Source organism: Pseudomonas sp. NPDC086581 (genome assembly GCF_044746165.1).
Taxonomy (GTDB): domain Bacteria; phylum Pseudomonadota; class Gammaproteobacteria; order Pseudomonadales; family Pseudomonadaceae; genus Pseudomonas.
Map to the genome: position 1 here is coordinate 19,229 of NZ_JBIVBR010000002.1, position 25,948 is coordinate 45,176.

Annotated in this window: 22 protein-coding genes; 5 read left to right on the forward strand and 17 right to left on the reverse strand. The window is 67.2% G+C overall.

All coding sequences use genetic code 11. From position 1 onward, the window contains the following. Positions 1 to 18 precede the first annotated feature (18 nt). From ACIPK7_RS04305 to ACIPK7_RS04325, 5 genes are all read right to left on the reverse strand, one after another. Positions 19 to 1,518, reverse strand: a complete 1,500-nt coding sequence (locus ACIPK7_RS04305) for a diguanylate cyclase (RefSeq protein WP_401086885.1) — start codon at positions 1,516 to 1,518, stop codon at positions 19 to 21. Between the two features lie 348 nt (positions 1,519 to 1,866). Continuing rightward, positions 1,867 to 3,231, reverse strand: a complete 1,365-nt coding sequence (gene chrA / locus ACIPK7_RS04310) for a chromate efflux transporter (RefSeq protein ID WP_401085681.1) — start codon at positions 3,229 to 3,231, stop codon at positions 1,867 to 1,869. Then, positions 3,224 to 4,162, reverse strand: a complete 939-nt coding sequence (locus tag ACIPK7_RS04315; protein ID WP_401085684.1) for a chromate resistance protein ChrB domain-containing protein — start codon at positions 4,160 to 4,162, stop codon at positions 3,224 to 3,226. Before ACIPK7_RS04315 ends, chrA begins: the two co-directional genes overlap by 8 nt. Positions 4,163 to 4,296: 134 nt before the next feature. Beyond that, entirely contained in the window at positions 4,297 to 5,880 is a 1,584-nt protein-coding gene (locus ACIPK7_RS04320; protein WP_401085687.1) for a rhodanese-related sulfurtransferase, read from the reverse strand. Continuing rightward, positions 5,877 to 6,482 (reverse strand): 3-mercaptopropionate dioxygenase, encoded by a 606-nt coding sequence (locus tag ACIPK7_RS04325; RefSeq protein WP_192431437.1) that lies wholly within the window; start codon positions 6,480 to 6,482, stop codon positions 5,877 to 5,879. The genes ACIPK7_RS04320 and ACIPK7_RS04325 overlap by 4 nt, the downstream gene beginning before the upstream one ends. Positions 6,483 to 6,596: 114 nt before the next feature. On the opposite strand from ACIPK7_RS04325, the gene ACIPK7_RS04330 reads away from it, so the two are divergent. The 4 genes from ACIPK7_RS04330 to ACIPK7_RS04345 all read left to right on the forward strand — a co-directional run bounded on the left by ACIPK7_RS04330 (position 6,597) and on the right by ACIPK7_RS04345 (position 11,122). Further along, positions 6,597 to 7,493: a LysR family transcriptional regulator gene (locus ACIPK7_RS04330; RefSeq protein ID WP_192431436.1), complete on the forward strand. Its 897-nt coding sequence runs from the start codon at positions 6,597 to 6,599 to the stop codon at positions 7,491 to 7,493. A gap of 387 nt (positions 7,494 to 7,880) precedes the next feature. Continuing rightward, positions 7,881 to 8,948, forward strand: coding sequence for an LLM class flavin-dependent oxidoreductase (locus ACIPK7_RS04335; RefSeq protein ID WP_401085692.1), 1,068 nt, complete (start codon positions 7,881 to 7,883; stop codon positions 8,946 to 8,948). Between the two features lie 11 nt (positions 8,949 to 8,959). After that, the gene (locus ACIPK7_RS04340) at positions 8,960 to 9,904 is read left to right on the forward strand and encodes an ABC transporter substrate-binding protein (protein WP_192431434.1); all 945 of its coding nucleotides are present in this window, start codon (positions 8,960 to 8,962) and stop codon (positions 9,902 to 9,904) included. A 246-nt stretch (positions 9,905 to 10,150) separates the two neighbouring features. Further along, positions 10,151 to 11,122: an aliphatic sulfonate ABC transporter substrate-binding protein gene (locus tag ACIPK7_RS04345; protein WP_192431433.1), complete on the forward strand. Its 972-nt coding sequence runs from the start codon at positions 10,151 to 10,153 to the stop codon at positions 11,120 to 11,122. A 363-nt stretch (positions 11,123 to 11,485) separates the two neighbouring features. Here ACIPK7_RS04345 and ACIPK7_RS04350 read toward each other — a convergent pair whose 3' ends face one another. From ACIPK7_RS04350 to ACIPK7_RS04375, 6 genes are all read right to left on the reverse strand, one after another. Next, positions 11,486 to 12,223, reverse strand: a complete 738-nt coding sequence (locus ACIPK7_RS04350; RefSeq protein WP_192431432.1) for a UTRA domain-containing protein — start codon at positions 12,221 to 12,223, stop codon at positions 11,486 to 11,488. An 8-nt stretch (positions 12,224 to 12,231) separates the two neighbouring features. Next, positions 12,232 to 12,819, reverse strand: a complete 588-nt coding sequence (gene pnuC, locus ACIPK7_RS04355; RefSeq protein WP_192431431.1) for a nicotinamide riboside transporter PnuC — start codon at positions 12,817 to 12,819, stop codon at positions 12,232 to 12,234. A gap of 11 nt (positions 12,820 to 12,830) precedes the next feature. Then, positions 12,831 to 15,002 carry a TonB-dependent siderophore receptor gene (locus ACIPK7_RS04360; RefSeq protein ID WP_401085697.1) on the reverse strand — a complete coding sequence of 724 codons (2,172 nt, stop codon included), beginning with the start codon at positions 15,000 to 15,002 and terminating at the stop codon, positions 12,831 to 12,833. 112 nt (positions 15,003 to 15,114) lie between these two features. Then, complete coding sequence (locus ACIPK7_RS04365; protein ID WP_401085700.1) at positions 15,115 to 15,990, reverse strand: sulfurtransferase; 876 nt, start codon at positions 15,988 to 15,990, stop codon at positions 15,115 to 15,117. A 1-nt stretch (position 15,991) separates the two neighbouring features. Continuing rightward, entirely contained in the window at positions 15,992 to 17,134 is a 1,143-nt protein-coding gene (locus tag ACIPK7_RS04370; RefSeq protein ID WP_401085703.1) for a phosphotransferase enzyme family protein, read from the reverse strand. Continuing rightward, positions 17,131 to 18,051, reverse strand: a complete 921-nt coding sequence (locus tag ACIPK7_RS04375; protein WP_401085706.1) for an ABC transporter substrate-binding protein — start codon at positions 18,049 to 18,051, stop codon at positions 17,131 to 17,133. Before ACIPK7_RS04375 ends, ACIPK7_RS04370 begins: the two co-directional genes overlap by 4 nt. A gap of 292 nt (positions 18,052 to 18,343) precedes the next feature. Here ACIPK7_RS04375 and ACIPK7_RS04380 point away from each other — a divergent pair, with 292 nt between their 5' ends. Beyond that, the gene (locus ACIPK7_RS04380) at positions 18,344 to 19,420 is read left to right on the forward strand and encodes a sigma-54 interaction domain-containing protein (RefSeq protein ID WP_401085709.1); all 1,077 of its coding nucleotides are present in this window, start codon (positions 18,344 to 18,346) and stop codon (positions 19,418 to 19,420) included. On the opposite strand, the gene ACIPK7_RS04385 is transcribed toward ACIPK7_RS04380, so the two are convergent. From ACIPK7_RS04385 to ACIPK7_RS04410, 6 genes are read right to left on the reverse strand one after another with little or no spacing between them, the layout of a single operon-like run. After that, on the reverse strand, positions 19,421 to 20,560 hold the full coding sequence (locus tag ACIPK7_RS04385; RefSeq protein WP_225614715.1) for an LLM class flavin-dependent oxidoreductase: 1,140 nt from the start codon (positions 20,558 to 20,560) through the stop codon (positions 19,421 to 19,423). Continuing rightward, the gene (locus tag ACIPK7_RS04390) at positions 20,550 to 21,590 is read right to left on the reverse strand and encodes an LLM class flavin-dependent oxidoreductase (RefSeq protein WP_192431424.1); all 1,041 of its coding nucleotides are present in this window, start codon (positions 21,588 to 21,590) and stop codon (positions 20,550 to 20,552) included. Before ACIPK7_RS04390 ends, ACIPK7_RS04385 begins: the two co-directional genes overlap by 11 nt. Next, the gene (locus ACIPK7_RS04395; RefSeq protein WP_192431423.1) at positions 21,587 to 22,615 is read right to left on the reverse strand and encodes an LLM class flavin-dependent oxidoreductase; all 1,029 of its coding nucleotides are present in this window, start codon (positions 22,613 to 22,615) and stop codon (positions 21,587 to 21,589) included. The genes ACIPK7_RS04390 and ACIPK7_RS04395 overlap by 4 nt, the downstream gene beginning before the upstream one ends. After that, entirely contained in the window at positions 22,612 to 23,643 is a 1,032-nt protein-coding gene (locus ACIPK7_RS04400) for an LLM class flavin-dependent oxidoreductase (RefSeq protein WP_401085713.1), read from the reverse strand. The genes ACIPK7_RS04395 and ACIPK7_RS04400 overlap by 4 nt, the downstream gene beginning before the upstream one ends. Then, positions 23,640 to 24,581 (reverse strand): 5'/3'-nucleotidase SurE, encoded by a 942-nt coding sequence (locus tag ACIPK7_RS04405; protein WP_401085716.1) that lies wholly within the window; start codon positions 24,579 to 24,581, stop codon positions 23,640 to 23,642. The genes ACIPK7_RS04400 and ACIPK7_RS04405 overlap by 4 nt, the downstream gene beginning before the upstream one ends. Next, a complete protein-coding gene (locus ACIPK7_RS04410; protein ID WP_401085718.1) occupies positions 24,578 to 25,912 on the reverse strand; it encodes an LLM class flavin-dependent oxidoreductase in 1,335 nt (444 codons plus the stop codon). Before ACIPK7_RS04410 ends, ACIPK7_RS04405 begins: the two co-directional genes overlap by 4 nt. Between the last annotated feature and the right edge of the window lie 36 nt (positions 25,913 to 25,948).

Here is a 25,948-nt window from a genome sequence, read left to right on the forward strand (position 1 = left end):
GGGCGGAGCCACTGTTCCTCAAGCCGCCTGAAGACGATTGCGGCCCAGTCTCTTGGCGGAGTAGAGCGCGGCATCGGCGCTGTCGAGCAACGATTGCCAGCCATCCAGTTCTGCTCCCGACGCAGAGGCAATGCCAATGCTCACGGTGACCCGTCCGAACGGGCTGGAACAATGGGTGATGGCTTTCTCGTCCAATCGGTCGATCATCATCTGCGCCACCACTGCCGCACCGGCTTGATCGGTGAGAGGGAGCACTACAGCCATCTCCTCACCGCCATATCGCGCGACCAGGTCAGTAGGGCGGCGCACACAGCTCGCGAGCAGCTTGCCGACCTCCTGCAGGCAGGCGTCTCCGGCAGGGTGGCCGTAGGTGTCATTGAACAGCTTGAAGTGGTCGATATCGACCATCAGCAGCGCGAGCGAGGTTTTTTCGCGTTGTGCCCTGCGGACTTCCACCTCCAGCGTCTCGTTGAAACAGCGACGGTTGGCGAGGCTTGTCAGCGGATCGTTCAGCGCCAGGTGCGCGAGCCGCTGGTTGCTGTCGAGCAACTGCTGTTGTGCCACGCGCAACTGGCTTTCGACCGCCTCCCGCCGACGAATGTCGCGAATCAGCATCCACCCGACGAACCCGGTGAGCATCAGCAGGCCGGACACCACCAGCAGCGACAGCAAGGCTTCGAACCGCCAGGCCGCGAGCGCCTCGTTCTTGCCCAGCGCGACCGTCGTCACCAGCGGTAGCTTGTCGCTTTTGCGGAAAGCATAGAGACGCTCCACGCCGTCCAGGCTGGAGGTAAACGACGCGGTGCCTACCGAGCGATCGACCAGATACTTGGCATAGATCGGGGATTTGGAAAAGTTGCGCCCCATGTCCTGTTCCCGGAAGGGGTAGCGCACCAGCAACGAACCGTCGGTATAGGACAGGCCGATAGCGCCTTCCCGACCGATATCGAGCTGGCCGAAGAGTCGCAGGAAGTTCTCGATCCCCAGGGTCACTGCGACGACGCCAGCGAATTCTCCGCTTGGGCTATCGAAACGGCGGCTGATGGTGATCACCCATTCCTGGTTCGAGCGGCTGCGAATCGGTAAGCCAATGAAGGGCTCGCGAGAGGGATCGTCGCGGTGATGGATGAAATAAGCTCTGTCACTGCTGTTCGCCCCGGCGGGAATCGGCCTGTTCGATGACATCAACCAGCGGCCATCCCTGTCGTAGACCGTCACTCCACTCATCTGAGACATCAGTGACTGTTGGCGGCTGACCAGTTGCTGCAGCCTCTCCATCTGCGCGGGTCCGCTGCCTTCGGTTTCGAGCCTCTCGACCAGGCCGAGCAGGATCAGCGAGCTTTGCCGGACGATGCCTTCGGAATAGGTCGACAGCGCCTGCGTCAGGTTGAGGCTATGGGTATCGATGTCTTCCAGCACCTGCTTGCGGGAGGCCATTACTTTCCAAAGCGTCAGCGACGCGAGCGAGCAGCCGATGATCAACAGCAACAGAAAGACCAGGTGGATATCGCGCTTCACTGCGGTAACCGAAGAGGCATCGCTTTTCCATAGGGAAGAAATTCGCAAGATATTTCCTTATCAACAGCGCTCCAGCCCTGTGAGCAATCAAAGTCTCGGCCTTGCGCGCCATCAAGCGAATCCATCAAGCCTTCGGCGATGGAGTTGAGCGGCAATTATCCCTCAAAAGACACCCGCGCATTGCAGGCGGGGGCGGTTTTTCACGCCGGTAAAATGGGGGGCGGCCGCCTTCGCGGCCAGGGTGATTGGCGAGTACAGCACGGATAAGGACTACTGCGCCCGACTGCCGGCTCTCGGCGAGGCTCTCCTGGTGACAAACTGTTGAGGCGATTTGGCCCCCACTGGACATCAACCTCGCAGGAGATGGACGACGAGCCCTGCGACGGCACAAGCCAGCAGCACCTGAATGACACCGCGCTTGAAGCGGAACAGTGCCACCGCTGCTGCGATGGCGATCACCGCGGACGGCCAGTCGAACGCACCACCAAATCCTTTCGGCCAGAGGACGTGATAGCCGAAGAACATCGCCAGGTTCAGGATTACGCCCACGACAGCTGCGGTGATGCCCGTGAGAGGGGCGGTGAACTTCAGCTCGTTGTGGGTCGACTCCACGAGCGGGCCGCCTGCCAGGATGAACAGGAAGGATGGCAGGAAGGTAAACCAGGTCACCAGGCTCGCGGCTACCGCGCCGGCGAGGAACGGGTGATCGGCACCGAACATCGGGTGCACGTAGCCGCCTACGAACCCCACGAACGCGACCACCATGATCAGCGGCCCCGGCGTGGTTTCCCCAAGGGCCAGCCCGTCGATCATCTGCGTCGGCGTCAGCCAGCCGTAGTGACCGACAGCGCCCTGATAGACGTAGGGCAGCACCGCGTAGGCGCCGCCAAAGGTCATCAGGGCTGCCTTGGTGAAAAACCATCCCATCTGGGTCAATGTGCCGGCCCATTCGAAAGTCGTTGTCAGCAGCGCCATGGGCAACAGCCAGAGTGCCGCCCCGATGAACAACAGGCGCAACAGGTGCCCCCAGTGGAACTGGGCGTGCTCGGGAGTCGGCGTGTCATCGTCGATCAGTGCCGGGCCGTAGCTGGCCTTGGCAGCGCCATGTCCACCGCCAATGACGAACTTGCCGGGCAGGACTCGGCCGCCGACATACCCCAGTATCGCCGCCGCCAGCACGATGATCGGGAACGGGACATTGAGCGCGAAGATAGCAACGAAAGAGGCCGCGGCAACCGCCCAGAGCCAGCCATTCTTCAGCGCGCGCGAGCCGATGCGGTGCGCGGCGTGAACGACGATCGCCGTCACCGCGGGCTTGATGCCATAGAAGATTCCAGCCACCACGGGGACTTCACCGAAGGCGACATAGATCCACGACAGAGCAATCAGAATGAACAGCGATGGGAGCACGAAGAGCACGCCGGCAATCACTCCTCCCCAGGTCCGGTGCATGAGCCAGCCGATGTACGTTGCCAGCTGCTGTGCTTCCGGGCCGGGCAACAACATGCAGTAGTTCAGCGCATGGAGAAAGCGCCCCTCGCTGATCCAACGACGGCGCTCAACCAACTCCTGGTGCATGATGGATATCTGCCCGGCGGGCCCGCCGAAACTGATGAAGCCGAGCTTCAACCAGAACAGGAAGGCTTCGAAGAGGCTGACGGGTTCGCCAGTGGCGCTCACCTTTTCAGCAACAGGCACGCTGGATTCAGTCATTGTTTTTCTCGTCGCTCGCGAAAGCGCTGAAGAGGCCATTGAAAATACCGCTGGCTGCCTGAAGCAACAGGTCGTCATCCGTGATGCTTTCCCGCAGCCCGGCAAGAACGCGCTCGATACCTGAGGCCTCGACGGGCTGGCTTCCGCCGATGTCGAGGTAATGCACCACGGCGCCGATGCGATGGAGGGGTGGGTTGTCGAGCTGGAAGCTGGCCAGCAGGGTTTCGAATGTGACGCGCGCGCCGACATGGCTGAAGGTCGCTCCGTCGAAGTCGAAGCCCAGAGCGTCTTCCGGACAGTCTTGCGGGCTCTCCAGCCAGAGAATCTCTGCCGCCGGATCGATGAACCGGCGAATCAGCCAGGCGCTGGCGAGGCGGTCGACCCAAGGACGTTTCCGAGTAGCCCAGCGGCGCCCTTGAAACGCCTGCGGGTCCAGCGTCGTGATGGGCTCGTCCTGGCTGCTGGGCTCATCCGCCGAGAGGGCGCGGCTGATGGCGGATTCCGCGGCCTGGAGGGCCGATTCGGTCACCTGGCGGGCGTCTGCGGAAAAGAAGTCGATGGCGGCCAGCTGGCTGAACGCCTTGCGCAGCTTGCGGACCTGCCTTGCCGTTTGCAGGGCGTTCTCGCCGCTCAGATCGTCCGTGCAACTGGCGATGTCCTCTCGCAGCTTGCTGTAGTCCTCGCTCCGGTCGAACAGCGGGGCGAATCGCTCAATGGGCTCATCGATCGAGAACAGGTACGCCGTACCATTGATTGCAAGCACGTCCCGTTCGATCTCCTCCAGAACCACCCGGCCTTCGCCACGTTCCGGCAGGAGATAGACGCCATCGCGCAATACCGCCGCGCCGCAGGACTTGAGCGCGCGCCAGGCTCGCATGCGCTCGGTCGCGTTCGCGGTGGGCAGTCCCAGCACCAGGAGATGCCATTTCATTGCGTAGAGCTCGCAACCTGATTTGTTGAGTACTCTACTCCAGAATTTTCCTGTGTAAACGGTGTTCGGTGCAGGCTGGCAGCAACACTGGCGGCTGGCGCCCGCCCTCGGAAGGGCGGGCGAGCACTCGTGTATCAGATCACGAAGAAGCCGTGGGTGCCGTCACGGCCCAGTTGCTCCACGAGGCCGAATTCCCAGTCGAGGTAGCCCTGCATGGCCTCGCGCGGGTTGTCGGTGCCTTCGTAGGGGCGGCGGTAGCGATCGATGCGCGGCGCCGCCAGCAGGCTTTCGCCTTCCTCGGTCGGCTGGCCGGCGGCGACCCAGGCGCTGGTGCCGCCCTCGAGCAGGAACACCGGCTTGTCGGTCAGGGCCGCCACGTCCGGCACGGCAAAGCCTGCCAGCAGGCTGGTGCCGCAGGTGAGCACGTAGCGGTCAGCGTCACCCAGCGCGGCCAGTGCCTGCCGCAACTGGCTGCGCAGCGCCCAGGCGGCGCCGGGGATGTGGCGCTTCACATAGTTGGCGCTGGCGGTGAAGTCGAGAACGGCAGTGCCCGGCGCTCGCAACCAGTCGGCCAGGGTCTGCGGGGTGATGGTCTCGGTCTGCGGCTTCGCCGGCAGCGGAGCGCTCCAGGCGCCTTGCTCGCTGAACTCGACAGCGCCCACGCCATCGAGCACCGCCACCTGCCAGCCCATCTGGGCGAGCCAGGAGGCGCTCATGTTGGCGCGCACGCCATCGTCGTCCACCAGCACCAGGCGCGCGCCACGAACGCTGGCGACATGGTCGGTTTCCTGCACCAACTGGCCGCCCGGCGTGGAGCGCGAACCCGGCAGGTGGCCGGCTTCGTACTCTTCCGGGGTGCGCACGTCGAACAGGTAGGTGGTGCGGACGGCGTCGGCCTGCCACTGGCGCAGGCCGGCGAGGTCGATGCGTGCGACTTGCGCACGATCAGCCACGGCGCGGGCGCGCTGGGCGGCGGACTGGCGGGTGGCGGCGGAAACCTCGGCGAAGCGTCGCGCCTGGCCGTGCTCCAGCTGCTGCCCGGCGAGGGTCCAGCCGATGGTGCCGTTGCGCAGCGCCGAGACCGGGTTGGGGATGCCGGCATTCACCAACGACTGGGTGCCGATGATGCTGCGAGTACGTCCTGCGCAGTTGACGATGACGCGGGTCGCCGGGTCCGGCGCCAGCTCGGCGACGCGCAACACCAGTTCGGCGCCGGGCACGCTGATGCCGCCAGGGATGCTCATGGTCTGGTATTCGTCGAAGCGGCGGGCGTCCAGCACCACCACGTCAGCCTGCTGGTCGAGCAGCGCTTTCACTTCCTCCGCCGCGAGCGACGGGGTGTGGCGCTCGGCTTCCACCAGCTCGCCGAAGGATTTGCTCGGCACGTTGACGTCCTTGAACAGCTCGCCGCCGGCAGCGCGCCAGCCGGCGAGGCCGCCCTTGAGCAGGGCGACGTCGCTGTAGCCCAGGTCGAGCAGGCGTTGCGCGGCGACCTCGGCCAGGCCCTCGCCATCGTCATAGACGGTGATCGGCGTGTCGCGGCGCGGCACGCGGGCGTAGACCTCCAGCTCCAGCTTGGACAGCGGGATGTTGGCGGCGAACAGCGGGTGCTCCTGGGCGAACGGGTCTTCCTCGCGCACATCCAGCAGCGCCAGCTCCTGGCGGGCGAGGAGGGCGGAGCGAATGTCGTGGAAGGAGCGGCGGGTGATCTGACTCATGCGGGGTTCTCTTTCGACAGGTCCCAGATATTGGGCAACTGGCTGTTGGAATAGCCGGAGATGAAGGGTTTCTCTTCACCGTCGGCGCTGAATACGGCCCGTCGCACCGCGCCAATGTTGGCGCCGTAGACGTGGATGCTGATGGAGGCGCGGTCGCTGAAGGCATTGCTCACCTGGTGGATATCGCCGATGCGCGGCGACACCGCTTCCACTTCACCCGGCTCCAGGCGATGCGCCTCGCCGGCCTCCCGCAGGCTGCCGTCGGCGGCGAAGGCGAAGGGCTGCGAATACTCGGCGCCGCGCAACATGCCGATCAGGCCCCAGACGCGGTGGTCGTGTACCGGCGTGCGCTGGCCCGGCCCCCAGACGAAGCTCACGACCGAGAAGCGCTGCCGTGAGTCGGCGTGCAGCAGGTATTGCTGGTAGCGCTGTGGATCGGGGCGGGCGTAGTACTCGGGCAGCCAGTCGTCGTGGCGCACCAGGTCGGCCAGCAGCGGGGTCGCCTGGGCGAGCAGCGCGGCTTCTTCGGGTTGGCTATCGATGAGGGCCGCGAGGTCGCCGATGAACTGGCGCAGGCGGTCGAGGCGCAGAGGGGCTGACATGCGAAAAGATTCACTCCGATCGGGTTTGGCGCTACGGTATCAAACGGTTTTTTATTCCTGAAATGCATTTTGAATCTAAGCTAATATGCGAGAAATGCAATTGGTGCCCGTTTCATGAAAATCGATGACATCGACGCCTTCGTCGCCGTGATCCGCAACGCCTCCCTCAGCCAAGCCGCCGAAAGCCTGGGTTTGACACAGTCGGCAATTACTCGCCGGGTGCAGAGCCTGGAGGAGTCTCTCGCGGTGGAGCTGCTCGACCGCAACACTAAGCCGCTCAAGCCCACTGCTGCGGGGCGCCGGGTGTTCGAGCAGTGCCTGCGGGTGCTGCGTGAGGTGGACGGCCTGCGCGAGCTGGTGGCCAGCGATAGTGCCCCCAGCGGCGTGCTGCGCCTGGGCGTGCCGCAGAGCATCGGCGAAGTGGTGCTGCTCGGTGCCCTGCGCCGCCTGGCCGGCGAGTATCCGGAGCTGCGCGCGCAGGTCAGCAGCGGCTGGGGCAGCCACCTGTTGGCGCGGTTGGAGAATGCCGAGCTGGACGCGGCGGTGGTGCTGTTCCCGCCGAGCAAGGTGTTCCCCGATGACCTCGGCGCCACGCCGCTGGGGCGCGTCGAACTCCGTGTGGTGGCAGCGAAGGACAGCGATGTGCAGGCCAGTCGCCTGCTCGATTGCTACCAGCACGGCTGGGTGCTCAACCCGGACGGTTGCGGCTTTCGCGCCGGCCTGCAGCGCGCCCTGGCCGATCAGGGCCTGGGGCTGCAACTGAACCTGGAAACCTTCGGCAGCGAGCTGCAACTCGGACTGGTGGCGGAGGGCCGCGGCCTGGGCCTGGTGCCCGCGCCAGCCCTGGAGCGCAGCCGCTATCGCGAGCAGTTGCGGGTGCTGCAACTGGAGGACTTCCAACCGATGATCCAGCTCTGGCTGGTGCGCCCACGCCTGCTGGGTAACCTGGAAACGCCAGCGCAGCTGTTCGGCGCGGCGGTGGCCCGGGGGCTGGATATCGCTGCGGCCTGAATCCGCCCATCACCTCGCGGCGGATAACGCTGGGGGCGTTATGCGCCCTACGGTCTGCGGTCAGGTGACGCCGCGGATGGGCCCGTAGGAGCGAGCTTTGCTCGCGAACCCCTTCGCTCGCTGGTTCACCCGGATGGTGCCGTCGCGGTCCCGTTCGCAAGCAAGCTCGCTCCTACAAACAGCGAAAAGCTCGGCGCGCAAGTTGGTCACGGCAAAATATGCGCAAATAGCATATTAGGATATGACAAAAATGAATTTCCATCATGACGAACTTGCCTATAGCTTCTAAGAACAGCGCCAAACAAGGCGTTTTTCTTATAACGGAAGCCGCCGGTGCTATACCGCGGCCCAGGCGAGGGCAACACAGTGAGCGTGGAAATTCTCGGCATGATCACCGCCACCCCGAGTTCCGAGGTGGATCAGCCGTTGGGGGAGGCGGTGGATGCCGGATTCGTCCGGCGTTTCGCCCAGGCCCATGAGGACGCCGGTTTCGACCGCGTGCTGGTCGGCTATTTCAGCAATGCCGCCGAGGGTGCGGTGGTCAGCTCCTTCGTTGCCGCCGCTACTCGCCGGCTGGGCATCCTGCTGGCCTACCGGCCGGGTGTGATCGCGCCGCCGCTGGCGGCCCGCCAACTCGCCACCCTCGACCAGTTCAGCGATGGCCGCCTAGCCCTCAACGTGGTCAGTGGCGGCAACGATGAAGACCTGGCGCGCGACGGTGACTACCTCGATCACGATCGCCGCTACGCCCGCACCGACGAATACCTGCAGGCCCTGCGGGAGATCTGGACTGCCGACACTCCAGTGGATTTCAGCGGCGAGTTCTATCGCTTCCAGGGCGCCTCGCCGGCGGTGCGTCCGCGCCAGTCGCCACACATCCCGATCTATTTCAGTGGCTCCTCGGACGCCGCCATCGAAGTCGCCGCCCGGCATGCCGACACCTACATGCTCTGGGGCGAGCCGCTGGCGGCCGTGGACGGGCACATTCGCCGCGTGCGCGCCGCCGCCCAGGGGCAGGGACGCGACCCGCGCTTCTCGGTGTCCTTCCGCCCGATAGTCGCGGACACCGAAGAAGCAGCCTGGAAGCGTGCCGCCGAGATCCTCGACCAAGTGCGCGAGAACCGCACGCGCCTGGGCCTGCCGCTCAACGACCACCAGCCTGAAAACGTTGGCTCCCAGCGCCTGCTGGCCGCTGCTCAGCAGGGCGACGTGCTCGACACCCGCCTGTGGACCGGTATGGCCCGCCTGACCGGCGCGCGCTGGAACTCCACTGCCCTGGTCGGCACGCCCGAGCAGGTTGCCGCTGCGCTGGGCGAGTACTACCGCCTGGGCGTTTCCACCTTCCTGATCCGTGGCTTCGACCCGCTCGGCGATGCCGTGCGCTACGGCCAGGGCCTGATTCCCGCCATCCATGAACAGATCGCCCGCCTGCCGCAACTGCGGCGCGCCGGCTGAGGAGCTTTTCGATGAACCTGAAGCAACGTCTGCGTGCCACATTTGCCGCGCTGATCCTGGGGGCACCGCTGGCCCATGCGGCGGAGCTGCCGACCCTGCGGGTAGGCGACCAGAACTACTACAACGTGCGCGCCTCGATGGAGGCTTCCGGGGTGCTGGAAGGTGCGCCCTATACCGTCGACTGGAAGCACTTCCAGTCCGCCGCGCCGGTTGCCGAAGGCCTGCAGGCCGGTGCGCTGGACCTTGGCTTCCTCGGCGACTCGGGCTTCATCTTCCTCGCCGCCAAGGGCGCGCCGGTGAAGCTGATCGGCATCTCCCGGCAGAACCCCGACACCATCGCGCTGCTGGTGCCCAAGGACTCGCCGGTGAAGACCATCGCCGACCTCAAGGGCAAGAAGGTCGCCTACTGGCCCGGCGCCTGGAGCCAGCAACTGACCCTGCGCGCGCTGGAAAAGGCCGGCCTGCCCAGTGACTACGTGGAGTTCGTCAAGCTGATGCCGATCGACGCCGCCGCCGCGTTGCCGCGTGGCAGCATCGACGCCTTCCCGGTGTGGGAGCCGTACATCTCGCAGCAGATCGTGTTCTCCGGCGCGCGCCCGATCCTCACCGCTCGTAACCTGATGCCGGGGCTGTCGAGCATCGCTGCCAACGCCGACTCCATCGAGCCCAAGCGTGCGCAGATCGCCGACTTCCTCGCTCGCCTGCAGAAGGCCCGTGCCTGGGTCGAGGCGCACAAGGAGCAATACGCCGACATCTGGGCGAAGAAGGCCAACCTCGACCAGTCCGTCTCGCGCCACTGGATCGGTCAGGCGGCGATGAGCGTCGGTCCGGTTGACCAGCAGGCGGCTGCCGATTACCAGGGTACCGCCGATTTCCTCCTGCAGACCGGGGCACTGCCCAAGGCCTTCGACACCTCCAGCGTGATCGACGCCTCGTTCGCCGGCTCCTTCCACTGAGCAACGAGCTCACCACCCAAAAGCGACCCGCGTGCAGGGGGCCATGTCCCGTTTGGCGCGGGTTGCGTATTGGCCAGGCAGTGCCGGCGCCGGCATTAGTTAAGAACCAGAAATTCTTTATTCGTTGTTTTTTATATCTGTAATCTCGAGCGACCGGACCACCGGAGTCATCCCGTCTTATCCGACCTGTCCTGTGGTCCGCCCTCGCTCAGCGAGCGGCCACGCCGTTTCCGAGGAGCCGTATCCATGTCCCGCCCGCTTTTCCTGCGCCGTTTAGCCATAGGCCTGAGCGCCTCCGCCGTCCTGTTCGGTGCCCTGACCGCGCACGCCGAAGAGACCCTGCGCATCGGCTTCCAGAAGTCTTCCACGCTGCTCACCATCGTCAAGGCGCAGGGCAGCCTGGAGCGAGAGCTGGGCAAGCAGGGCATCAAGGTCACCTGGCATGAGTTCCCCAGCGGCCTGCCGCTGCTCGAATCGCTCAACGTCGGCAACGTCGACCTGTCCGCCGACGTCGCCGATACCGTCCCGGTGTTCGCCCAGGCCGCCGGCGCGCAGCTGACCTACTTCGCCCGCGAAACCCCGTCGCCTACCGCGCAATCGATCCTCGTCCCGCAGGACTCGCCGCTGAAGTCGCTGGCCGACCTCAAGGGCAAGCGCGTGGCGGTGACCAAGGCGGCTGGCAGCCACTACCTGCTGATCGCTGCGCTGCAGAAGGCCGGGCTGAAATTCTCCGATATCCAGCCGGCGTACCTGACTCCCGCCGACGGCCGCGCCGCCTTCGAGAACCACAAAGTCGATGCCTGGGTGACCTGGGACCCGTACGTCGCCAGCGCCCAGCGCCAGCAGAACGCCCGCGTACTCGCGGATGGCAAGGGCCTGGCCAGCTACCAGCGCTACTATCTGGCTTCCACCGCCTATGCCAAAGCGCACCCGGAAGTGCTCAAGCAGGTCTTCGCCGAATTGCAGAAAACCGGCCGCTGGGTGAAGGAACACCCGACTGATGCCGCCAAGGTGCTCGGCCCGCTGTGGGGCAACCTGGATGTCGCCACTGTTGAGCAGGCCAACGCCCGCCGCAGCTACGACGTGCAACCGGTGCGCGCCGACGGCCTCGACGAGCAACAGCGCATCGCCGACGCGTTCTTCGCCGAGGGCCTGCTGCCCAAGCCGGTGGACGCCCGCGCGGTGCCGGTCTGGCAGCCGGACGTAGCGAGCAACTGAGTGCGGGGTCGCTTCCGCAAGGGCGAGCACAGCCTCGCTGTGACCAGGCGCGGCCAGATCTTCATCCGCTAGACGCAGTGAACTGCAGGGCGACACGCCGCTGACTGTCCAGCCGACGGTGGGGTTGCCTGGATCACGCCTGGATTGCCAGCGCGACAAAGCAGCAAAGTGGTGTGCCCCGTCGGGTCAGGGGCAGCATTTCCAGTATTCGAAGTCTGGCCGGCGACCTCACCTGCCATCGACTCGACGCGACCGGCCGAAAATCTTCAGGCACGCTGCGCTCGCAAGAGGGCGTGCGCCTGGATAGAACTGCGCGCTTTCAAATCTGCCGGTATTCCGTCAGAAGCAGAAACGTCCAGCCTGCTACATCAGCCGTGACGGGAAGTCCGCCTGCACGGCCACGGACACCGCATCCGGCCGCCAGAATTCCTGGTCGAACTCCACCAGCAAGCCATCCTCGACGTAGTTCAGCCGCTCCAGCACCAGGTTGCTGGCGCCAGAGGCCAGTTGCAGCAACTCGGCATGGTCGTCGTTGACCGTGCCCAGGCGCAGGTTGAGCGTGCAGCGCGTCTGCACCTTGCCGAAGCGTTCGCGCAGCACGGTCGTCAGTGAGCGATCCAGGCGCGCGTCGAGCAGGTCCGGGCACCAGCTGGCGAGCAGGGTGTTGATCTCCACCAGCACCGGGCGGCCGTCGATCAGCCGGCGGCGGTGCAGGCGGAAGACGGGTTCGTCCGGTGATGGCAGGTTCATCCGCGCCGCCAGCCAGGCGCCGGCGCGGCGGCGTTCGGCGCTCAGGCACTCGGTGAGGGGCTCGCGGCCCTGCAGGCGCACGTAGTCCATGAAGCTGACCAGCCGTGTCGGGTCGTAGTCGATGCGCGGCGGGCTGAGGTACCAGCCGCGGCGGTTCTCGCGGTAGATCAGCCCCTCGGTTTCCAGTTGCTGCAGGGCCTGGCGCAAGGTCACGCGGGTACACTCGAAGCGCTCGGCGAGGTCACGTTCGGGGGGCAGTTTCTGGCCGGCGAGAAAGCGGCCCTGGGCGATGTCCGCGGCCAGCTGGTCGCGGATGCGGGCGTAGTGCGGCGGGATGGCCTGGTAGAGCATGGCGATCCTCAGGAATGGCCGGCCGCGAGTGCCGGAGGTTCGTCATGCAGCTCACGCCGCCACGCCAGCAGGCCGTAGATCGCCAGCACCACGAAGCCGGCGTAGAGCCCGGCGGTGAGGTACAGCGACTTGTAGAGGAACACCCCGGTGTAGACCACGTCGAGGATGATCCACAGCCACCAGCTGGCGACGTACTTGCGTGCGGCCCAGAAGCTCGCCACCAGGCTGAAGGCGGTGAGCGCGGCGTCCAGCCAGGGCAGGGCCGCGTCGGTGTGGGTGTGCATCGCCCAGCCCAGGGCCAAGGCGCCGACTGCGCCGGCCAGGCAACTGGAAATGGCGGTGGAGGAGGGCAGGCGTTCGACGCGCACCTTGCCGTGGTCGCTGCCGCCCTGGCTCCATTGCCACCAGCCGTAGAACTGCAGCACCACGAAGACCAGTTGCAGGAGCATGTCGGAATAGAGCTTCACGCTGAAGAATATCCACGCGTAGAGCAGCACCGCCACCACGTTCACCGGCCAGCACCAGCGGATGCGCCGGGCGGTGAGCCAGACGCCGAGCACGTTGACGATCACCGCGATGATTTCCAGAGTAGACATACGCGCTTACCTCAGAAGTTGACGCTCGCCGTCAGGCGAGCCGTGCGCGGCGCACCCTGGAACAGGTAGCCGTCGCCGAAATATTCACCGACATCGCGCCAATAGCGCTTGTCGAACAGGTTGTCGACACTCAGCCGCAGCGTGGTCGGGTAGTTCCCGATCCGTGTGCTGAAGCGTGCGCCGGCGTCGTAGACGGTGTAGCCGCCGACCTCCACCGCGCCGTCGCGGTCGGCGTACTTGGCGCCGCTGTAGCGCGCCGCGCCAAGTAGCGACAGTCCCGGCACTGCGGCCAGCGCGTAGTCGGCCTGCAGGCTGGCGCGCAGGCGCGGGACGTTGATTGCCTGGTGGCCTTCGTAGTCGTCCGTGTCGCTGCCCACCACCCGCGAGCGGATGGCCGCGACGCTGCCGCTCAATTGCAGCGCGGAGGTTACCCGGCCACTGGCGGACAACTCCAGCCCGCTGTTCTTCTGCTGGCCCTGCTGCACGTAGGTGAAGGTGCCGTCGCCGTTGGGCCGGGCGAACTGGTAGGCCTGGTGGATCTGGAACAGCGCGGCGCTCCAGTCGAAGCCGGGCAGCTCCTGCTTGATGCCGAATTCGATCTGGCGCGAGGAAGTGGGCGCCAGGGTATCGCCGGCGTTGCTGGCGAACCAGGGCGCCTCGCCGCCCAGCGACAGGCCCTTGCTGTAGCTGCCGTAGATCGAGATGTCCGCGCGCGGCTTGAAGATCAGCGCGCCATTGGGCAGGAACTCCGAGCGCTGGGTATGGCGGGTGGTGTCGCCGTCGCTGTCGAAAGTGCGTTCGTCCAGGCGCACCTGGCGGCCGCCGAGCACCAGCTGCCACTGTTCGCTCAGGCTGATGCGGTCGCTGGCGAACAGGCCGTACTGGCGGCTGTCGAGGTGACGGTAGCTGTGACCGGGCTCGCCGTCGAAGGGCTCCACGGGGCCGATGCCGGTGTAGATGTTGCCGGTGCCGACCCATTCGTTGAGTTCGGGGCGGCTGTCCAGCACGCGGCGGAAGGCCGAGGTGCCGACGGTCAGCTCGTGGCGCAGCCAGCCAGTGGCGAACTGGCCGTGCAGCGCGGCTTCCAGTTCGTCGTTGCGGCGGGTGTCGTCCGGGCTGCGGAAGTCGTAGAGGTCGTAGTCGCCTTCGGGGCTGAAGTAGTTCGGTACGGCCGAGCCGGCGCAACTGGCGGCGCCGTAGCAGCCCCAGGGGAAGGCGCTGTAGTCGGCGATCACCACCTTGCTGCGCGAGGCGCTGAGGGTGCCGGTCCAGGCGTCGTCGAAGCGGTACTCGAAGCGCGTATTGAGATTGAGCGATTCGATGCGCACCGGGTCGGCCCAGCTCTGGTAGCCGAGGCGGTCGTGCGGGTCGATGCCGTGGGGCAGTTCGCTGCCGCCAAGCAGTTGGTAGCCCGGCGCCGAGGGCTGGCGGCGGTTCTGGTATTCGGCGTCGAACTGCCAGAGGGCGTTGGGCGAGAGGTTCCAGTCCAGCGCCAGGGAAGCGAAGTCACGCTTGCCATCGGTATGGTCGATGTAGGAGCGCAGGTCCTCATGGGCGAGGTTCACCCGCACGCCGACGGTTTGCTCGGAGTCGAGCCAGGCGCCGACGTCGGTGGCCAGGTAGCGACCGCTTTCATCGTCGGTGCCCAGGGTCACCGAGCGCACGTCCTGGGGCCGCTTGGTGACGTAGTTGATCACCCCGCCGGGTTCGGACACGCCGCTCTGCAGGCCGGACAGCCCCTTGAGCACCTCGACCTGTTCCTTGTTCTCCAGCGCCACGTTCTGCTCGCCGGTGATGGTGCGGCCGTTGATCTTGTAGCTGCTGGCTGCGTTGAGCGAGTAGCCGCGGATCTCGAAGTTCTCGTAGTAGCCCACCGGCGCGTAGGCCTCGCCGGTGGAGGCGTCGTTCTTCAGCACGTCGCTGAGCAGGCGCGCCTGCTGATCCTTGAGCAGCGCCTGGTTGAACACCGAGATGGAGGCGGGCGTGTCCAGCAGCGGCGCCTCGCCGAAGCCGCCGACCGAGGCGCGGTCGCTGGCGTAGCTTCCTGTGTCCTGGCCGATCACCGTGACGGTATCCAGGGTGGTGGCTTCCTCGGCGTGACCGGGGCCGCTGGCCAGCAGCACGGCCAGGGTCAACAGGCTGAGGGGAAATCGCGTGCGCGCTTGGCGCGGCAGGTACTGCATGGAACGCTCCTGAATATTGCCGGGGCGTGCGCCGGGAATGTGCGGGGCATAGCCCCTCCCGCGCGAAACGGATGGCCGTGGATGTAAGACGTGATTGCCCGCGGGCGGGCTGTCAGACCGGAGCTGCTCCGGTGGTCAATGGCAGCGAAGGCTCTGCGGCCCACTCCTGCAGCGAGCCGTCGTAGATCGCGACCCGTGTTTCCCCGGCCATTGTCAGCGCCAGGGCGAGGGCGGCGGCGGAGATGCCGCCGCCGCAGTACAGCAGCAAGGGCGGTTCGGCCTGGCGCAGCCCGGCGAGGGCTTCGTCCAGCGCCGCGCCACGCCGGTAGCAGCCGTCGTCGTCAAACAGGCTGCGCGCCGGCAGGTTGCTGCTGCCGGGGATGTGCCCGCGACGTGCGTAACGGGTGACGGCGCTGCCGTCGAACAAGGCGGCGGACAGGGCGCAGACCAGCGTGCCGTCCGCTTTGCCGGCCACGACCTTCTCGACGTCGTGACGGTCGATCCAGAAGCCGTCGCGATACTGCGCCGGGGCCGACAGAGCCGCGCTGCTGATCGCGGGCGGCGCGCCTTCGTCGAGTGAATGACCGGCGGCGATCCAGGCACGCAGGCCACCATCGAGTACCGCCGCATCGATGCCCAGGCTGCGCAGCATCCACCACAGACGCGCGGCCCAGAAGCCGTCGCTGCGGTCGTAGATCACGATCAGCGCATCGTCATGGATGCCCAGCTTCTGCAATGCATCCAGTGCCGCTTGTGCCTTCGGCAGGGCGAAGCTGAAGGGCGCGCTGGCATCCGCCAGATCGCCCAGCAGGTCGGCATGCCGCGCGCCGCGAATGTGCCCGGCGCGCCAACCGGTGTGGCCGCTCTGCACGCGGTAGTCGCCGTCGAACTGCGGGGCGGCCAGTTCGACGCTGGCGTCGAGCAGGCACAGGCGTGGGTCGTCCAGCAAGGCGGCGAGCCCATTGGCGCTGATCAGGGGGGCGCTCATCTCAATCCACCTTCGCCGCCAGTTGGCGCACATGGTTCAGCAAGCGCTGGCCTTCGCTGCCGAGGAACCAGCGGGTGTGGCCGATCAGGTAGTTGTCGTAGGCCAGCGAGGCGCTCTCGGCCGAGCCGAGAATGCCGTGGAAATAGATGACCTCGGACAAGGCGAAATCCGCATGCACCAGTGGCAGCAGAGCCGCCAGAGCGAGCAGATCGTCGCGGCTCAGCGAGCGAACGCTCGCGTAGCCAGCGAGCAGTGCGTCGAGGGCATCGAGATCGGCCTCGGCGGCGCGGCCCTGGTCCAGTTCCAGCCAGGGCACGAGGTTGCGTTCGATGGCAGTGGCCAGGTCGAACAGCGCGAAACTGCGGTCGCTCAGGCCGAAGTCCAGCACCGAGACCACCTGTGCCCGCGGGCCGCTCTCGCTCCACAGGAGGTTGGAGGCGTGCCAGTCGTTGTGGGTCCACAGTGCGGGCTGGCGCTGCAGGTAGGGCAACAGCGTGCGCTGCAGCGGCAGGTGCAGCTCGCTCAGGGTTTCCTTCCACGGGCGCGCCTGCAGATAGTCGGCGAGGGCGGGCGCCTGGGGGAAGGTCGCCTCGATGGCGGCGAGCGGGTCCGCCGCGCCGAACAGGTTCAGGTTGCTGAGCAGCACGCCCGCGCTGCGCGAGGGGGCGTCGAAGCCTTCGGCGGCGCGGTGCAGTTTGGCCAGCGCGGCGCCGGCGGCGAAGGCGTGGGCGTTGTGCTGGAAGGGCGTCCAGGATAGCGCGTCGCGGTACAGGTCCAGGCCTTCAGCCTTCTCGTGGACTTCGTAGGTCCAGCCGTCCCGTTCGATGGCGCTGCGGCCCTGGTCATCGCGCAGAACCCGGGCAACTGGTGCACCTCGTCGGGCCAGGTGATCGAGGAAGGCGTGTTCTTCTGCCAGCCAGCCAGCGTTGCGTACGCTGGGGTGGTGGCGCTTGACGAACAGCGTGCCGCTGGCGTTCTCCACCAGAGCGGCGGCGGAGAATGGCCGGGGGCTGTGCCAGCTCAGACGGGCCTCCGCGCCCTGCGGGAAGTCAGCCAGCAGAGCGGCGACCTCCTCTTCGGTCAGCGCCGGCCAGTCGGCTTCCACCGGTTCCAGGCCCATGCCGTGGCTCAGGCGTTTGGTCATGTTGGGTTCTCCACTTGCCAGGCATTGCTGGTGGCGCCGCGCCAGATTTCCGGGTCGCGCAGCACACCATATTCATGCAGCCACTGGGCGTAGGGCTGCAGCAGTTCTTCGCGCTGTTCGCCCCAGCAGCCCTGATGCAGCCAGCTGGGCGCGATGCGCCGCAGGGATTCTGCCAGCATCTCGCGGGGAAAGTAGGGAATGGTGCGCTCGTAGACCGGCAGAGCGGCTTCCGGCTCGGCCGCGGCGGCGAGGAAGCCGCGTGCGGTGACGGCGAGAAAACGCCGCGCCACGTCCGCATTTGCGTCGAGCCAGTCCTCGCGAGCGCCCAGCAGGTAGCTGTGGTAGGGCGGTGCGCCGATCTCGTCGACCGGCAGCACCACGCGGCGTTCCTCGGCGATGGGGCTGGGCAGCAGCGCTTCCCAGGCCCAGTAGCCGCCGAAGCTTGCATCGGCGAGGCCGGCGGCCAGGTCTTCCGGGCGCAGTTCGCGGAAGCCGGCATCGACCAGCTCCACCGCATCCGGATCGCCGCCATCGCGGGACACCAGGTGGTGCACCATGGCCAGGCCGCGCGGCGTCGGGTTCAGCGCGAGGCGCTTGCCCTGCAGATCACGGGGGCGGCGGATGCCGCTGTCGGTGAGCGTCTGGATCGACTCCAGGCCGCGATGGTTGATCGCGGCCACACCGATCAGAGGCTGGCCCAGCTCGCGGCGCACCAGCAGACGGTTGCTGGGGAACACGCCGAACGCGGCGGCACCGCGCGCCAGGTGCTCCAGGGTGTCGCCGTGATAGGGATCGTGCACCACCAGCTCCACGTCCAGCTCCGCGGCGCGGTACCAGCCGCGTTCACGGGCGAGGTAGAAACCGGCCGAATTGGGCCAGGGATGGAAGTATTCGAGCATGACCCGCAAGGCAAACATGAAACCTTTCTCCGATACGGCCAGCGGCCGGCGACTGCGATGGAGCGTATTGAAGGGGAGAGTATTTGGTATATACCAATATGAATTTCACTGGTTTTTATAATCGCATGGAATAAAAGAGCCGTCGGCAAGCTGGAGTCAAGCCAGCAGGAGGCGAGAACGGGGAAATTCACTCGAATCGCTCTGGCACGGGCGTTACGGGTTATGAACTCATGCGATTTGGATATTTATGGTTATAAGAAGTAGAGGATAAAGTAACGGCTTCATCTAAGGCAGGTTGCAAGCAGGACCCATGAGCCAATCACCCTGGGGCGCGACTCCCGTCCTGACCTTGCCGCAGGGCGAGAAGCAGCCGCTGTCCATTCGCGCCAAGGCGCTGGTGTTCGCCGATCCGCGCTCGCGCCAGTTGCTGGAATTCCTCGACCGCGTCGGCCCCAGCGAGGTGCCCGTCTTGATCAATGGGGAGACCGGCACCGGCAAGGAGCTAGTGGCGCGCTACATCCACAGTGCCAGCGGGCGCAAGGGTGCGTTCGTCGCGGTGAACTGCGGCGCAATCAACGAGAACCTCGCCGAGAGTGAGCTGTTCGGCCACGAGGCCGGGGCCTTCTCCGGCGCGACCGGACGCCGTGCCGGTTGGTTCGAGGAGGCCGACGGCGGCACCCTGTTCCTCGACGAGATAGGCGACCTGCCGATGCCGCTGCAGGTGAAACTGCTGCGCGCCTTGCAGGAGCAGGAGATCGTCCGCGTCGGCTCGCGCAAGCCGATCAAGGTGGACATCCGGCTGGTCACCGCGACCAACGTCGACCTGGAGCAGGCAGTGGATGCCGGCAATTTCCGTCTCGACCTGTTCTACCGTATTAACGTCGCCCAGGCCCGCGTGCTACCGCTGCGCGAGCGTCCGCTGGACATCATGCCGCTGGTAGAGCACTTCCGCCGTATCTACGCCCAGCGCCTGAAGATCGCCGAGCCGATGTTCTCCGAGGCTGCCGTCAGCGCGCTGCTGGACTACGCCTGGCCGGGCAACATCCGCGAGCTGGAGAACGTCGTGCACCTGGCCCTGCTGGTGGCGGGGGAGAAGGCGGTGCGACCCGAGCACCTGAAGTTCTCCGCCGCGCTGTCCGGTCAGCGCATGGGCGCGGGAGCGCCGACCGGATTACCGCAGGAGATCATCCGCGACCAGTTGCAGCGCCTGTTCGAAGTGCCGGGGGAGACCCTGCTGCATGATCTCGAGGACCTGATCGTCCGCGAGTCCTTCGCCCACTGCGGCTTCAACCAGCTGCGCACCGCGGCGCTGCTGGGCATCAGCCGCAACGCCATGCGCACGCTGCTGGTCAACCACGGCCTGCTCAAGGGCCGCGCCAAGGCCTGATCAGTCGCGGCTGCGCTGGCGGGCCTTGGCAGCGGCGGCGTCGCGGCGCAGCAGGGGCAGCAGCTCCTCGCCGAGGTGGATCGCCTCTTCCAGGTGCGGGTAGCCGGAGAGAATGAAGGTATCCACGCCCAGTTGGTGATACTCCTCGATTCGCTCGGCGACTTCCGCGTAACTGCCCACCAGCGCCGTGCCAGCGCCGCCGCGCACGAGGCCGACGCCTGCCCACAGATTCGGTGAGACTTCCAGGTCGCGCACGCGATGCGCGCGGCCCTGAGTCAGGCTGATCTGACGTGATTGCCCCACCGATTCGTAAGCCGCCAGTTGCTGCTGGGCGCGCTCGATGGCGTCGCGGGGAATCTCGTCCAGCAGGCGCCCAACGTGCGCCCAGGCCTGCCGCGAATCGGCGGCGGCGAACACGTGCAGGCGCAGGCCGAAGCGCAGCTCGCGGCCGTGGGCGGCGGCCAGTTCGCGCATGCGCAGAATGCGCTCGCGGATCATCGCCGGTGGTTCGCCCCACATCAGGTAGGTCTGCGCGTGACTGGCGGCGATGCGCTCGGCGACGTCCGAAGCGCCGCCGAAACAAATCGGCGGCAACGCCGCCTCCCGGGGAATCGGCACGGGACTGCCGGTGCGGTAGTGCCGCCCGTGGTGCTCGCGCCCGGCCCAGGTGGCGCGGAATACGTCGAGAAATTCGGCACTGCGGGCGTAACGCTCGTCGTGTTCGAGGAAGTCGCCCAGGGCGCGTTGTTCGAAACGGCTGGAGCCGTTGACCAGGTGCAGCAACAGGCGGTTGTCGCTGAGCTGTTGCAGGGTGGCGGCCTTGTGCGCGGTGTAGGCGGGCAGTTCGACACCTGGGCGCAGGGTCAGCAGGAACTTCAGTCGGCGCACTTCCTGGACCATCAGCGCGACGATCAGCCAGGGGTCTTCGAAGCCGCTGGCGGTGGGCACCATGATGCCGTCGAACGCCGCCTGCTCGGCCGCGCGCACAACCTGGCGCAGGTAATCGAGGGTCGGCGCGCGCTCGCCCTGCTGGAACAGCCCGACCTTGGGCAGGCCGCTGCTGGTGAGGTGGTGGCCGTCGCCGTTGGTGGGCAGGAACCAGTCGATCTCGAGGGGTCGGCGTTTGGGTTCAGCGGCCAATCCGGGTGTCCTTTTCAGCTTGTTGGCGCAGCAGCGGCAGGACCCGTTCGCCGAAGCGCAGGACCTCGCGCACCGAGTTGGGCGCATGCAGGATTATCTGGTCGAGGCCGGCACCGTGCAGCTCACGCAGGCGGCTGGCGACCTGGTTGTAGGTGCCCACCAGCACGGGCGACTCGCCGGGGGCGGGCAGCCACAGGTTCGGATGGATCTCGCGGCGTCTGGCGGGGTGCTCGGCGCGTTCGGCGAGCAGCTCGACCACGCTCGCCTCGGCGCGGCGGCGCTTGCTCCTGGCCGGTGCGGCGAAGGCCTGCGCCTGCCTTGCGGCCTCATCCCAGGCCTCCTCCTCGCTGTCGCGGGCGATGATTCCGAAGCTGGCGACATGGCCCAGCGTGCGCCCGGCAGCCTGGGCGGCTCGGTTCAGGCGCGTGATGGTTTGGCCCAGCTGCGCGACGTCGGTGGCTGGAACAAAGCAAAAATCGGCGCGGTTGGCGACGCGTTCGGCGCCCAGGCTTTCGTCCAGCAGCAGGAGCGCGGGCGGCAGGTCGCGCAGGCCCAGGCCGGCGTTCTCCAGGTGGAAGTAGCGGCCGTTGTGGTCCAGCGGTGTGGCGGGGGCGTGCAGCAGGCGTTGCAGGATGTCGAGGAACTCGTCGATGCGTTCGTGGCGCTGATCGCGATTGAGCACTTCGCCGAAGGCCCGGCGCAGGCTGCCGCGATCACTGTCGGGCAGGTGCAGGCGTACCCGTCCGGCGGACAGCGATTGCAGGCTTTGCAGGGTAGCCGCCAGTGCCGCCGGGAGCATGGCTTCCGCCGGCAGGCTCAGGGTCAGACCGAGCAGTCGGGTATGTGCGCACAGGGCGGCAGCGACCATCAGGCTATCCGGCTGGCTGGGGCCTCCGGGCAGGTAGAGGTCGTCGAAGCCTGCGTATTCCACGGCCTGGGCCAGCTGCACCCATTCCGCCGGCTGCGCCTGCCAGTCCAGCCCACCCCTTGCACCGCTCGCGCAGAGCTTCCAGGCGAAGCGCAGGCTCATCCGGCCACCGCGAGCGCTTGGCCGGCGGGCGTCCAGCCCAGCGCCGGGGCGATGTCCCGGGCAAGCTGTTCCAGGCGCCGCAGTACCTGGACCTGGGTGGAGCTTTCCGACTGCACCACGGCAATGAAGTAATCCGCGTAGGGCAGCAGCGACGGGTCGTTGCGCACGCTGGCGATCACTTCCTCAGGATGGCCGTGGTGCACGTTGAGCAGTCGCAGGTGGCTTTCCAGGTCGGCGGCCTCGTCGATCAGTCCCTCGCGGATCAACCGCGGCACGTGCAGTTCGATGTCCGGTGCGAGCTCCGCGCGGGACTGGTTCTTGTCCTGCGCCGGGAACACCGCGCGGACCACGCCGATACGCGGCCGCCGGGTTTCGTCCTGCCAGGCGCTAAGGTAGGCGTCGGCCAGCGGCTTCTGCACCGTCAGCGGATCGTGGGTAGCGGTGCCCAGCAACAGTCCGTTGCCTTGTTCGGCGGCGTACACCGCGCCGGCCGCGCTGCCGTGGGAATGCCAGAGCCGTTCCCGCAGCCCGGCTGCCGGCGGATGCAGGCGCAGTTGCGCCTCACCCGGCAGCGGCGCGCCGAGCAGGGCGGCCTGCAGGGCGCGCTGGGACCGCTGGAAGTCCTCCTGGCGGCGCTGGGCGTCGCGGTTGAAGGCGCTGAACATGTCCAGGTTGGCGCCCCCGCTGCCCAGGCCCAGTTGCAGGCGGCCAGCGGACAGTGCGTCGAGTACGGCGGCGTCTTCAGCCAGGCGCAGCGAGTCTTCCAGCGGCAGGGTGACCACTGCCGTGCCCAGTTCGATGCGCCGGGTGCGCGCGGCGATGTTGGCGAACAGCAGCAGCGGCGAAGGCAGTTGGCCGAAGCCGCCGCTCAGGTGGTGCTGGGCGATCCAGCCGCCGTCGAAGCCCAGCGCCTCGGCGAACTCGAACTGCTCCTGCAGGTCGCGGTAGACCTGGCGTGGGTCGCTGCCGAAGGCGTGGGTGAGGAAGCCGAGCTTGAACGGCTTCTGCGGTTTCACTGCGCTCATGCCGGGATCTCCTGTGCGGTGGCACGCTGCTGGCGCGGTTGCCAGCCCAACGCGGGGGCGATGTCGCGGGCGACGGTTTCCAGGTGGCGCAAGGCTTCGCCGAAGCCGGTCGAAGTGGTCTGCACCTGGACGATCAACTGGTCATTGGCACCCAGCGGTGCATCCGCGCGCAGCTGTTCGGCGATCTTCGCCGGGTCACCGTGCAGCACGCCGAGGGCGTCGAGCACCGCTTCGAAGCCCTGTGCCGGGTCGGCGTGGCCGATGCCGATTCGGCGCTGGCGCTCGACGTAGGTGAGGATGTCCTGGCGCAGGGTCGAGCCGGCTGCGGCAGCGTCGGCACCGGGGAAGACTGCGCGCACCAGGGCAACGCGGGGCGCTCCGGCGTGGGTGGGATTCCACGCCTGGCGGTAGCGTTCGATCACCTGCGAGCGCGGCTCGGCACCGGCGTTGGGGTTGGGCGCGAGGATCAGTCCGTTGCCGCGCGTGGCGACCTGTTCGACGCGGGACGTCGCCTCCCACAAGCGTTGTTCAAGGCCATTGGCGGCGGGGCGCAGCACGCGCCCTTCGGCATTCAGCGGCTCGCCGGCCAGCGCCTGGCGCAAGCGCTCCAGGCGCTGGTCGTACTGCGTGTGGCGGCCCTCCAGGCGCTGGCCGAAGGCGGCGAAGCTGTCCGGGTCGAAGCCGGCGCCCAGGCCCAGTTGCAGGCGGCCCTGGCTGAGCAGGTCGAGCACCGAGGCGTCCTCGGCCAGGCGCAGGGCGTTCTCCTGGTTGAGCACGACGATGCCGGTGCCCAGCTGGATATGCCGCGTGCGCTCGGCTGCCGCGCTGAGCAGCACCAGCGGCGAGGGCAGGCGGCCGTTCTCGCTGGCGAAGTGGTGCTGGGCCAGCCAGCCGCTGTCGAAGCCCAGCTCCTCGGCGGCTTCGAACAGCTCCAGGGTCTGCTGGTACAGGCGCGGCTCGAACTGCGGGGCGTACACGCGGTTGAGGAAGCCCAGGCGGAAGGTGCGGTGGCGAGTGGGGTGACTCATGGTTGGCGCTCCTGGTCGATCTGCCCGAGCAATGGCGCCAGCGCGACGCCGAGGCCTTCGCTCGCGGCTGGCGCGCCGGGCAGGGCGTTGAACGGGCTGAGGGTGAGGTAGCCCTTGGCGACCCACACCGCTTCGTCCTCGGCGTTGCTGGCGTCCGGTGGTGGCGACCAGGCGAAGCCGATGCCCGGCTTGCCGGCCAGCTTCGCGTCGAGCTTGCCGAGATCCTCGGTGTAGAGGGCGTGGAAGGGCACGTAGCTGCCGATGCGGGTCAGCCGCGCGCCCTGGAGTTTTTCCAGCGGCGGCAGGTTGAGGTTGAGGCCTACGCCTTTAGGTAGCAGCGCACCGCCGGCTTGTCGGTGCTTATCCAGCGCGTCCACCAGCCGGGTGACGATGGCGGCGATGCGCGCGCTGTCCTGTTCCTTCAGGTCGGCGCTGACGGCCAGGGCGGGCACTCCAGAGAGCACCGCGACGCTGGCGGCGTTGAAGGTTCCCGAGGCGCTGTTGAGAGCGCCGAGGTTGTTGCCGTGGTTGGGGCCGACTATGACCAGGTCCGGATGCGGCAACACTTTCTCCAGCCCCAGCAGCACCGCCATTACCGGCGTGCCGCTGATGCGGATGTCCACCTGCTGGCCCGCGCAATTAGTGCTTTCGCACTGGCCCTTTTCGGTGGTGGTCAGGTAGTAGCTGTCCGGATAGGCCGGGTCATCGTCGCGCCCCACCTGCGTTTCGCGGCCGAAGAAGAAGGCGCCGCCGCGCGCGCTCTGGTCGCTGTAGGGCGCGGCGATGCGCACGGTGTGCCCCTCGGCCTTGAGCGCGCTATACAGCGCGCGGATGTTCGGGAGGCGGTAGCCGTCATCGTTGCTGAGCAGGATGTTCAGCGCGAACGCCGGCTGCGCGAGGGCGAAGCCGGCGGACAGCAGCAGGGATGCGAGCCTCATGCCGCGCTCCCGGCGATGCGGTTGGCCGGGCGCGCCAGGCCGAGGTTCTCGCGCAGGGTCGCGCCCTCGTATTCACGGCGCAGCAGGCCCCGTTCCTGCAGCAGCGGCACCACCTCGTCGACGAACACCTCGATGCCGCCGGGCAGGTACGGGAAGAACACGTTGAAGCCATCGCAGGCGCGGGCCTGGAACCAGGCGTCGAAAGTGTCGGCGATGTCTTCGGCGGTGCCGATCACCGGGTTTCCACCGGCCAGGCGCAGGTACAGCTGACGAATCGTCAGGCCTTCATGGCGCGCCAGTTCCAGCACCTTGTCGCGGCGGCTACCACGCTGGCCGACCGGGGTTTCCGGCAACGGGCCGTCGAGGTCATGGGCGGAGAGGTCGATGTCCTCGCCCAGAGTGTCGGCCAGCAGGCGCAGGCCGAGCACCGGGTCCACCAGGCTCTGGAATTCCTCGAACAGCTCGCGGGCCTCTTCACGGGTACGGCCGATGAAGGGGGTGATGCCCGGAAGGATCTTGATGCCATCCGGGTCGCGGCCCAGCGCGGCGGCGCGCTGCTTCACGTCGGTGTAGAAGGCCTGGGCAGCGGGAATGGTTTCGGCCATGGCGAAGATGACTTCCGCCACGCGAGCGGCCAGCGCCTTGCCGGCATCCGAGGCGCCGGCCTGCACCAGCACCGGGTGGCCCTGCGGCGGGCGCGCCACGTTGAGCGGCCCACGCACCGAGAAGTACTCGCCCTTGTGGTCGAGCACGTGCAGCTTGGCCGGGTCGAAGTACTGTCCACTGGCCTTGTCGCGCAGGAAGGCGTCGTCTTCCCAGCTGTCCCACAGGCCCTTGACCACGTCGTGGAATTCCTCGGCGCGGCGGTAGCGTTCAGCGTGGTCAATGTGGGCTTCGCGGCCGAAGTTCCAGGCTTCGTCGGAGACCACCGAGGTCACCAGGTTCCACGCGGCGCGGCCCTTGGACAGGTAGTCGAGCGAGGCGAACTTGCGGGCGATGTGGTACGGCTCGTTGTAGCTGGTGGTGGCGGTGGCGATCAGACCGATGCGGCTGGTGACGGCGGCCAGCGCGGCCATCAGGGTCAGCGGCTCGAAGTGCTCGCCGCGCGCGGTGCGGCTCAGCGCGTCGAGGTGATGGCCCCAGAGGGCGACCACGTCGGCGACGAACAGCGCGTCGAAGCGGCCGCGCTCGGCGGTCTGCGCAATCTGCTTGAAGTAGTCGAAATCCAGGCTGGCATCGGCCTGGGCCTTGGGGTGGCGCCAGGCGGCGACGTGGTGGCCGCTGTTGGCGAGGAAGGCGCCGAGCTTGAGCTGGTCGGTGCGGCGGGTCATGTCTTGTCTCCCGTTCGGGCGGGCGTCGCGTGGGCG

Bases quoted from the DNA above. Each gene is read 5' to 3' on its own strand.
- chrA (WP_401085681.1), bottom strand. From the start codon at position 3,231: ATGACTGAATCCAGCGTGCCTGTTGCTGAAAAGGTGAGCGCCACTGGC.
- ACIPK7_RS04315 (WP_401085684.1), bottom strand. From the start codon at position 4,162: ATGAAATGGCATCTCCTGGTGCTGGGACTGCCCACCGCGAACGCGACC.
- ACIPK7_RS04320 (WP_401085687.1), bottom strand. From the start codon at position 5,880: ATGAGTCAGATCACCCGCCGCTCCTTCCACGACATTCGCTCCGCCCTC.
- ACIPK7_RS04325 (WP_192431437.1), bottom strand. From the start codon at position 6,482: ATGTCAGCCCCTCTGCGCCTCGACCGCCTGCGCCAGTTCATCGGCGAC.
- ACIPK7_RS04330 (WP_192431436.1), top strand. From the start codon at position 6,597: ATGAAAATCGATGACATCGACGCCTTCGTCGCCGTGATCCGCAACGCC.
- ACIPK7_RS04335 (WP_401085692.1), top strand. From the start codon at position 7,881: ATGATCACCGCCACCCCGAGTTCCGAGGTGGATCAGCCGTTGGGGGAG.
- ACIPK7_RS04340 (WP_192431434.1), top strand. From the start codon at position 8,960: ATGAACCTGAAGCAACGTCTGCGTGCCACATTTGCCGCGCTGATCCTG.
- ACIPK7_RS04345 (WP_192431433.1), top strand. From the start codon at position 10,151: ATGTCCCGCCCGCTTTTCCTGCGCCGTTTAGCCATAGGCCTGAGCGCC.
- ACIPK7_RS04350 (WP_192431432.1), bottom strand. From the start codon at position 12,223: ATGCTCTACCAGGCCATCCCGCCGCACTACGCCCGCATCCGCGACCAG.
- pnuC (WP_192431431.1), bottom strand. From the start codon at position 12,819: ATGTCTACTCTGGAAATCATCGCGGTGATCGTCAACGTGCTCGGCGTC.
- ACIPK7_RS04360 (WP_401085697.1), bottom strand. From the start codon at position 15,002: ATGCAGTACCTGCCGCGCCAAGCGCGCACGCGATTTCCCCTCAGCCTG.
- ACIPK7_RS04365 (WP_401085700.1), bottom strand. From the start codon at position 15,990: ATGAGCGCCCCCCTGATCAGCGCCAATGGGCTCGCCGCCTTGCTGGAC.
- ACIPK7_RS04370 (WP_401085703.1), bottom strand. From the start codon at position 17,134: ATGACCAAACGCCTGAGCCACGGCATGGGCCTGGAACCGGTGGAAGCC.
- ACIPK7_RS04375 (WP_401085706.1), bottom strand. From the start codon at position 18,051: ATGTTTGCCTTGCGGGTCATGCTCGAATACTTCCATCCCTGGCCCAAT.
- ACIPK7_RS04380 (WP_401085709.1), top strand. From the start codon at position 18,344: ATGAGCCAATCACCCTGGGGCGCGACTCCCGTCCTGACCTTGCCGCAG.
- ACIPK7_RS04390 (WP_192431424.1), bottom strand. From the start codon at position 21,590: ATGAGCCTGCGCTTCGCCTGGAAGCTCTGCGCGAGCGGTGCAAGGGGT.
- ACIPK7_RS04395 (WP_192431423.1), bottom strand. From the start codon at position 22,615: ATGAGCGCAGTGAAACCGCAGAAGCCGTTCAAGCTCGGCTTCCTCACC.
- ACIPK7_RS04400 (WP_401085713.1), bottom strand. From the start codon at position 23,643: ATGAGTCACCCCACTCGCCACCGCACCTTCCGCCTGGGCTTCCTCAAC.
- ACIPK7_RS04405 (WP_401085716.1), bottom strand. From the start codon at position 24,581: ATGAGGCTCGCATCCCTGCTGCTGTCCGCCGGCTTCGCCCTCGCGCAG.
- ACIPK7_RS04410 (WP_401085718.1), bottom strand. From the start codon at position 25,912: ATGACCCGCCGCACCGACCAGCTCAAGCTCGGCGCCTTCCTCGCCAAC.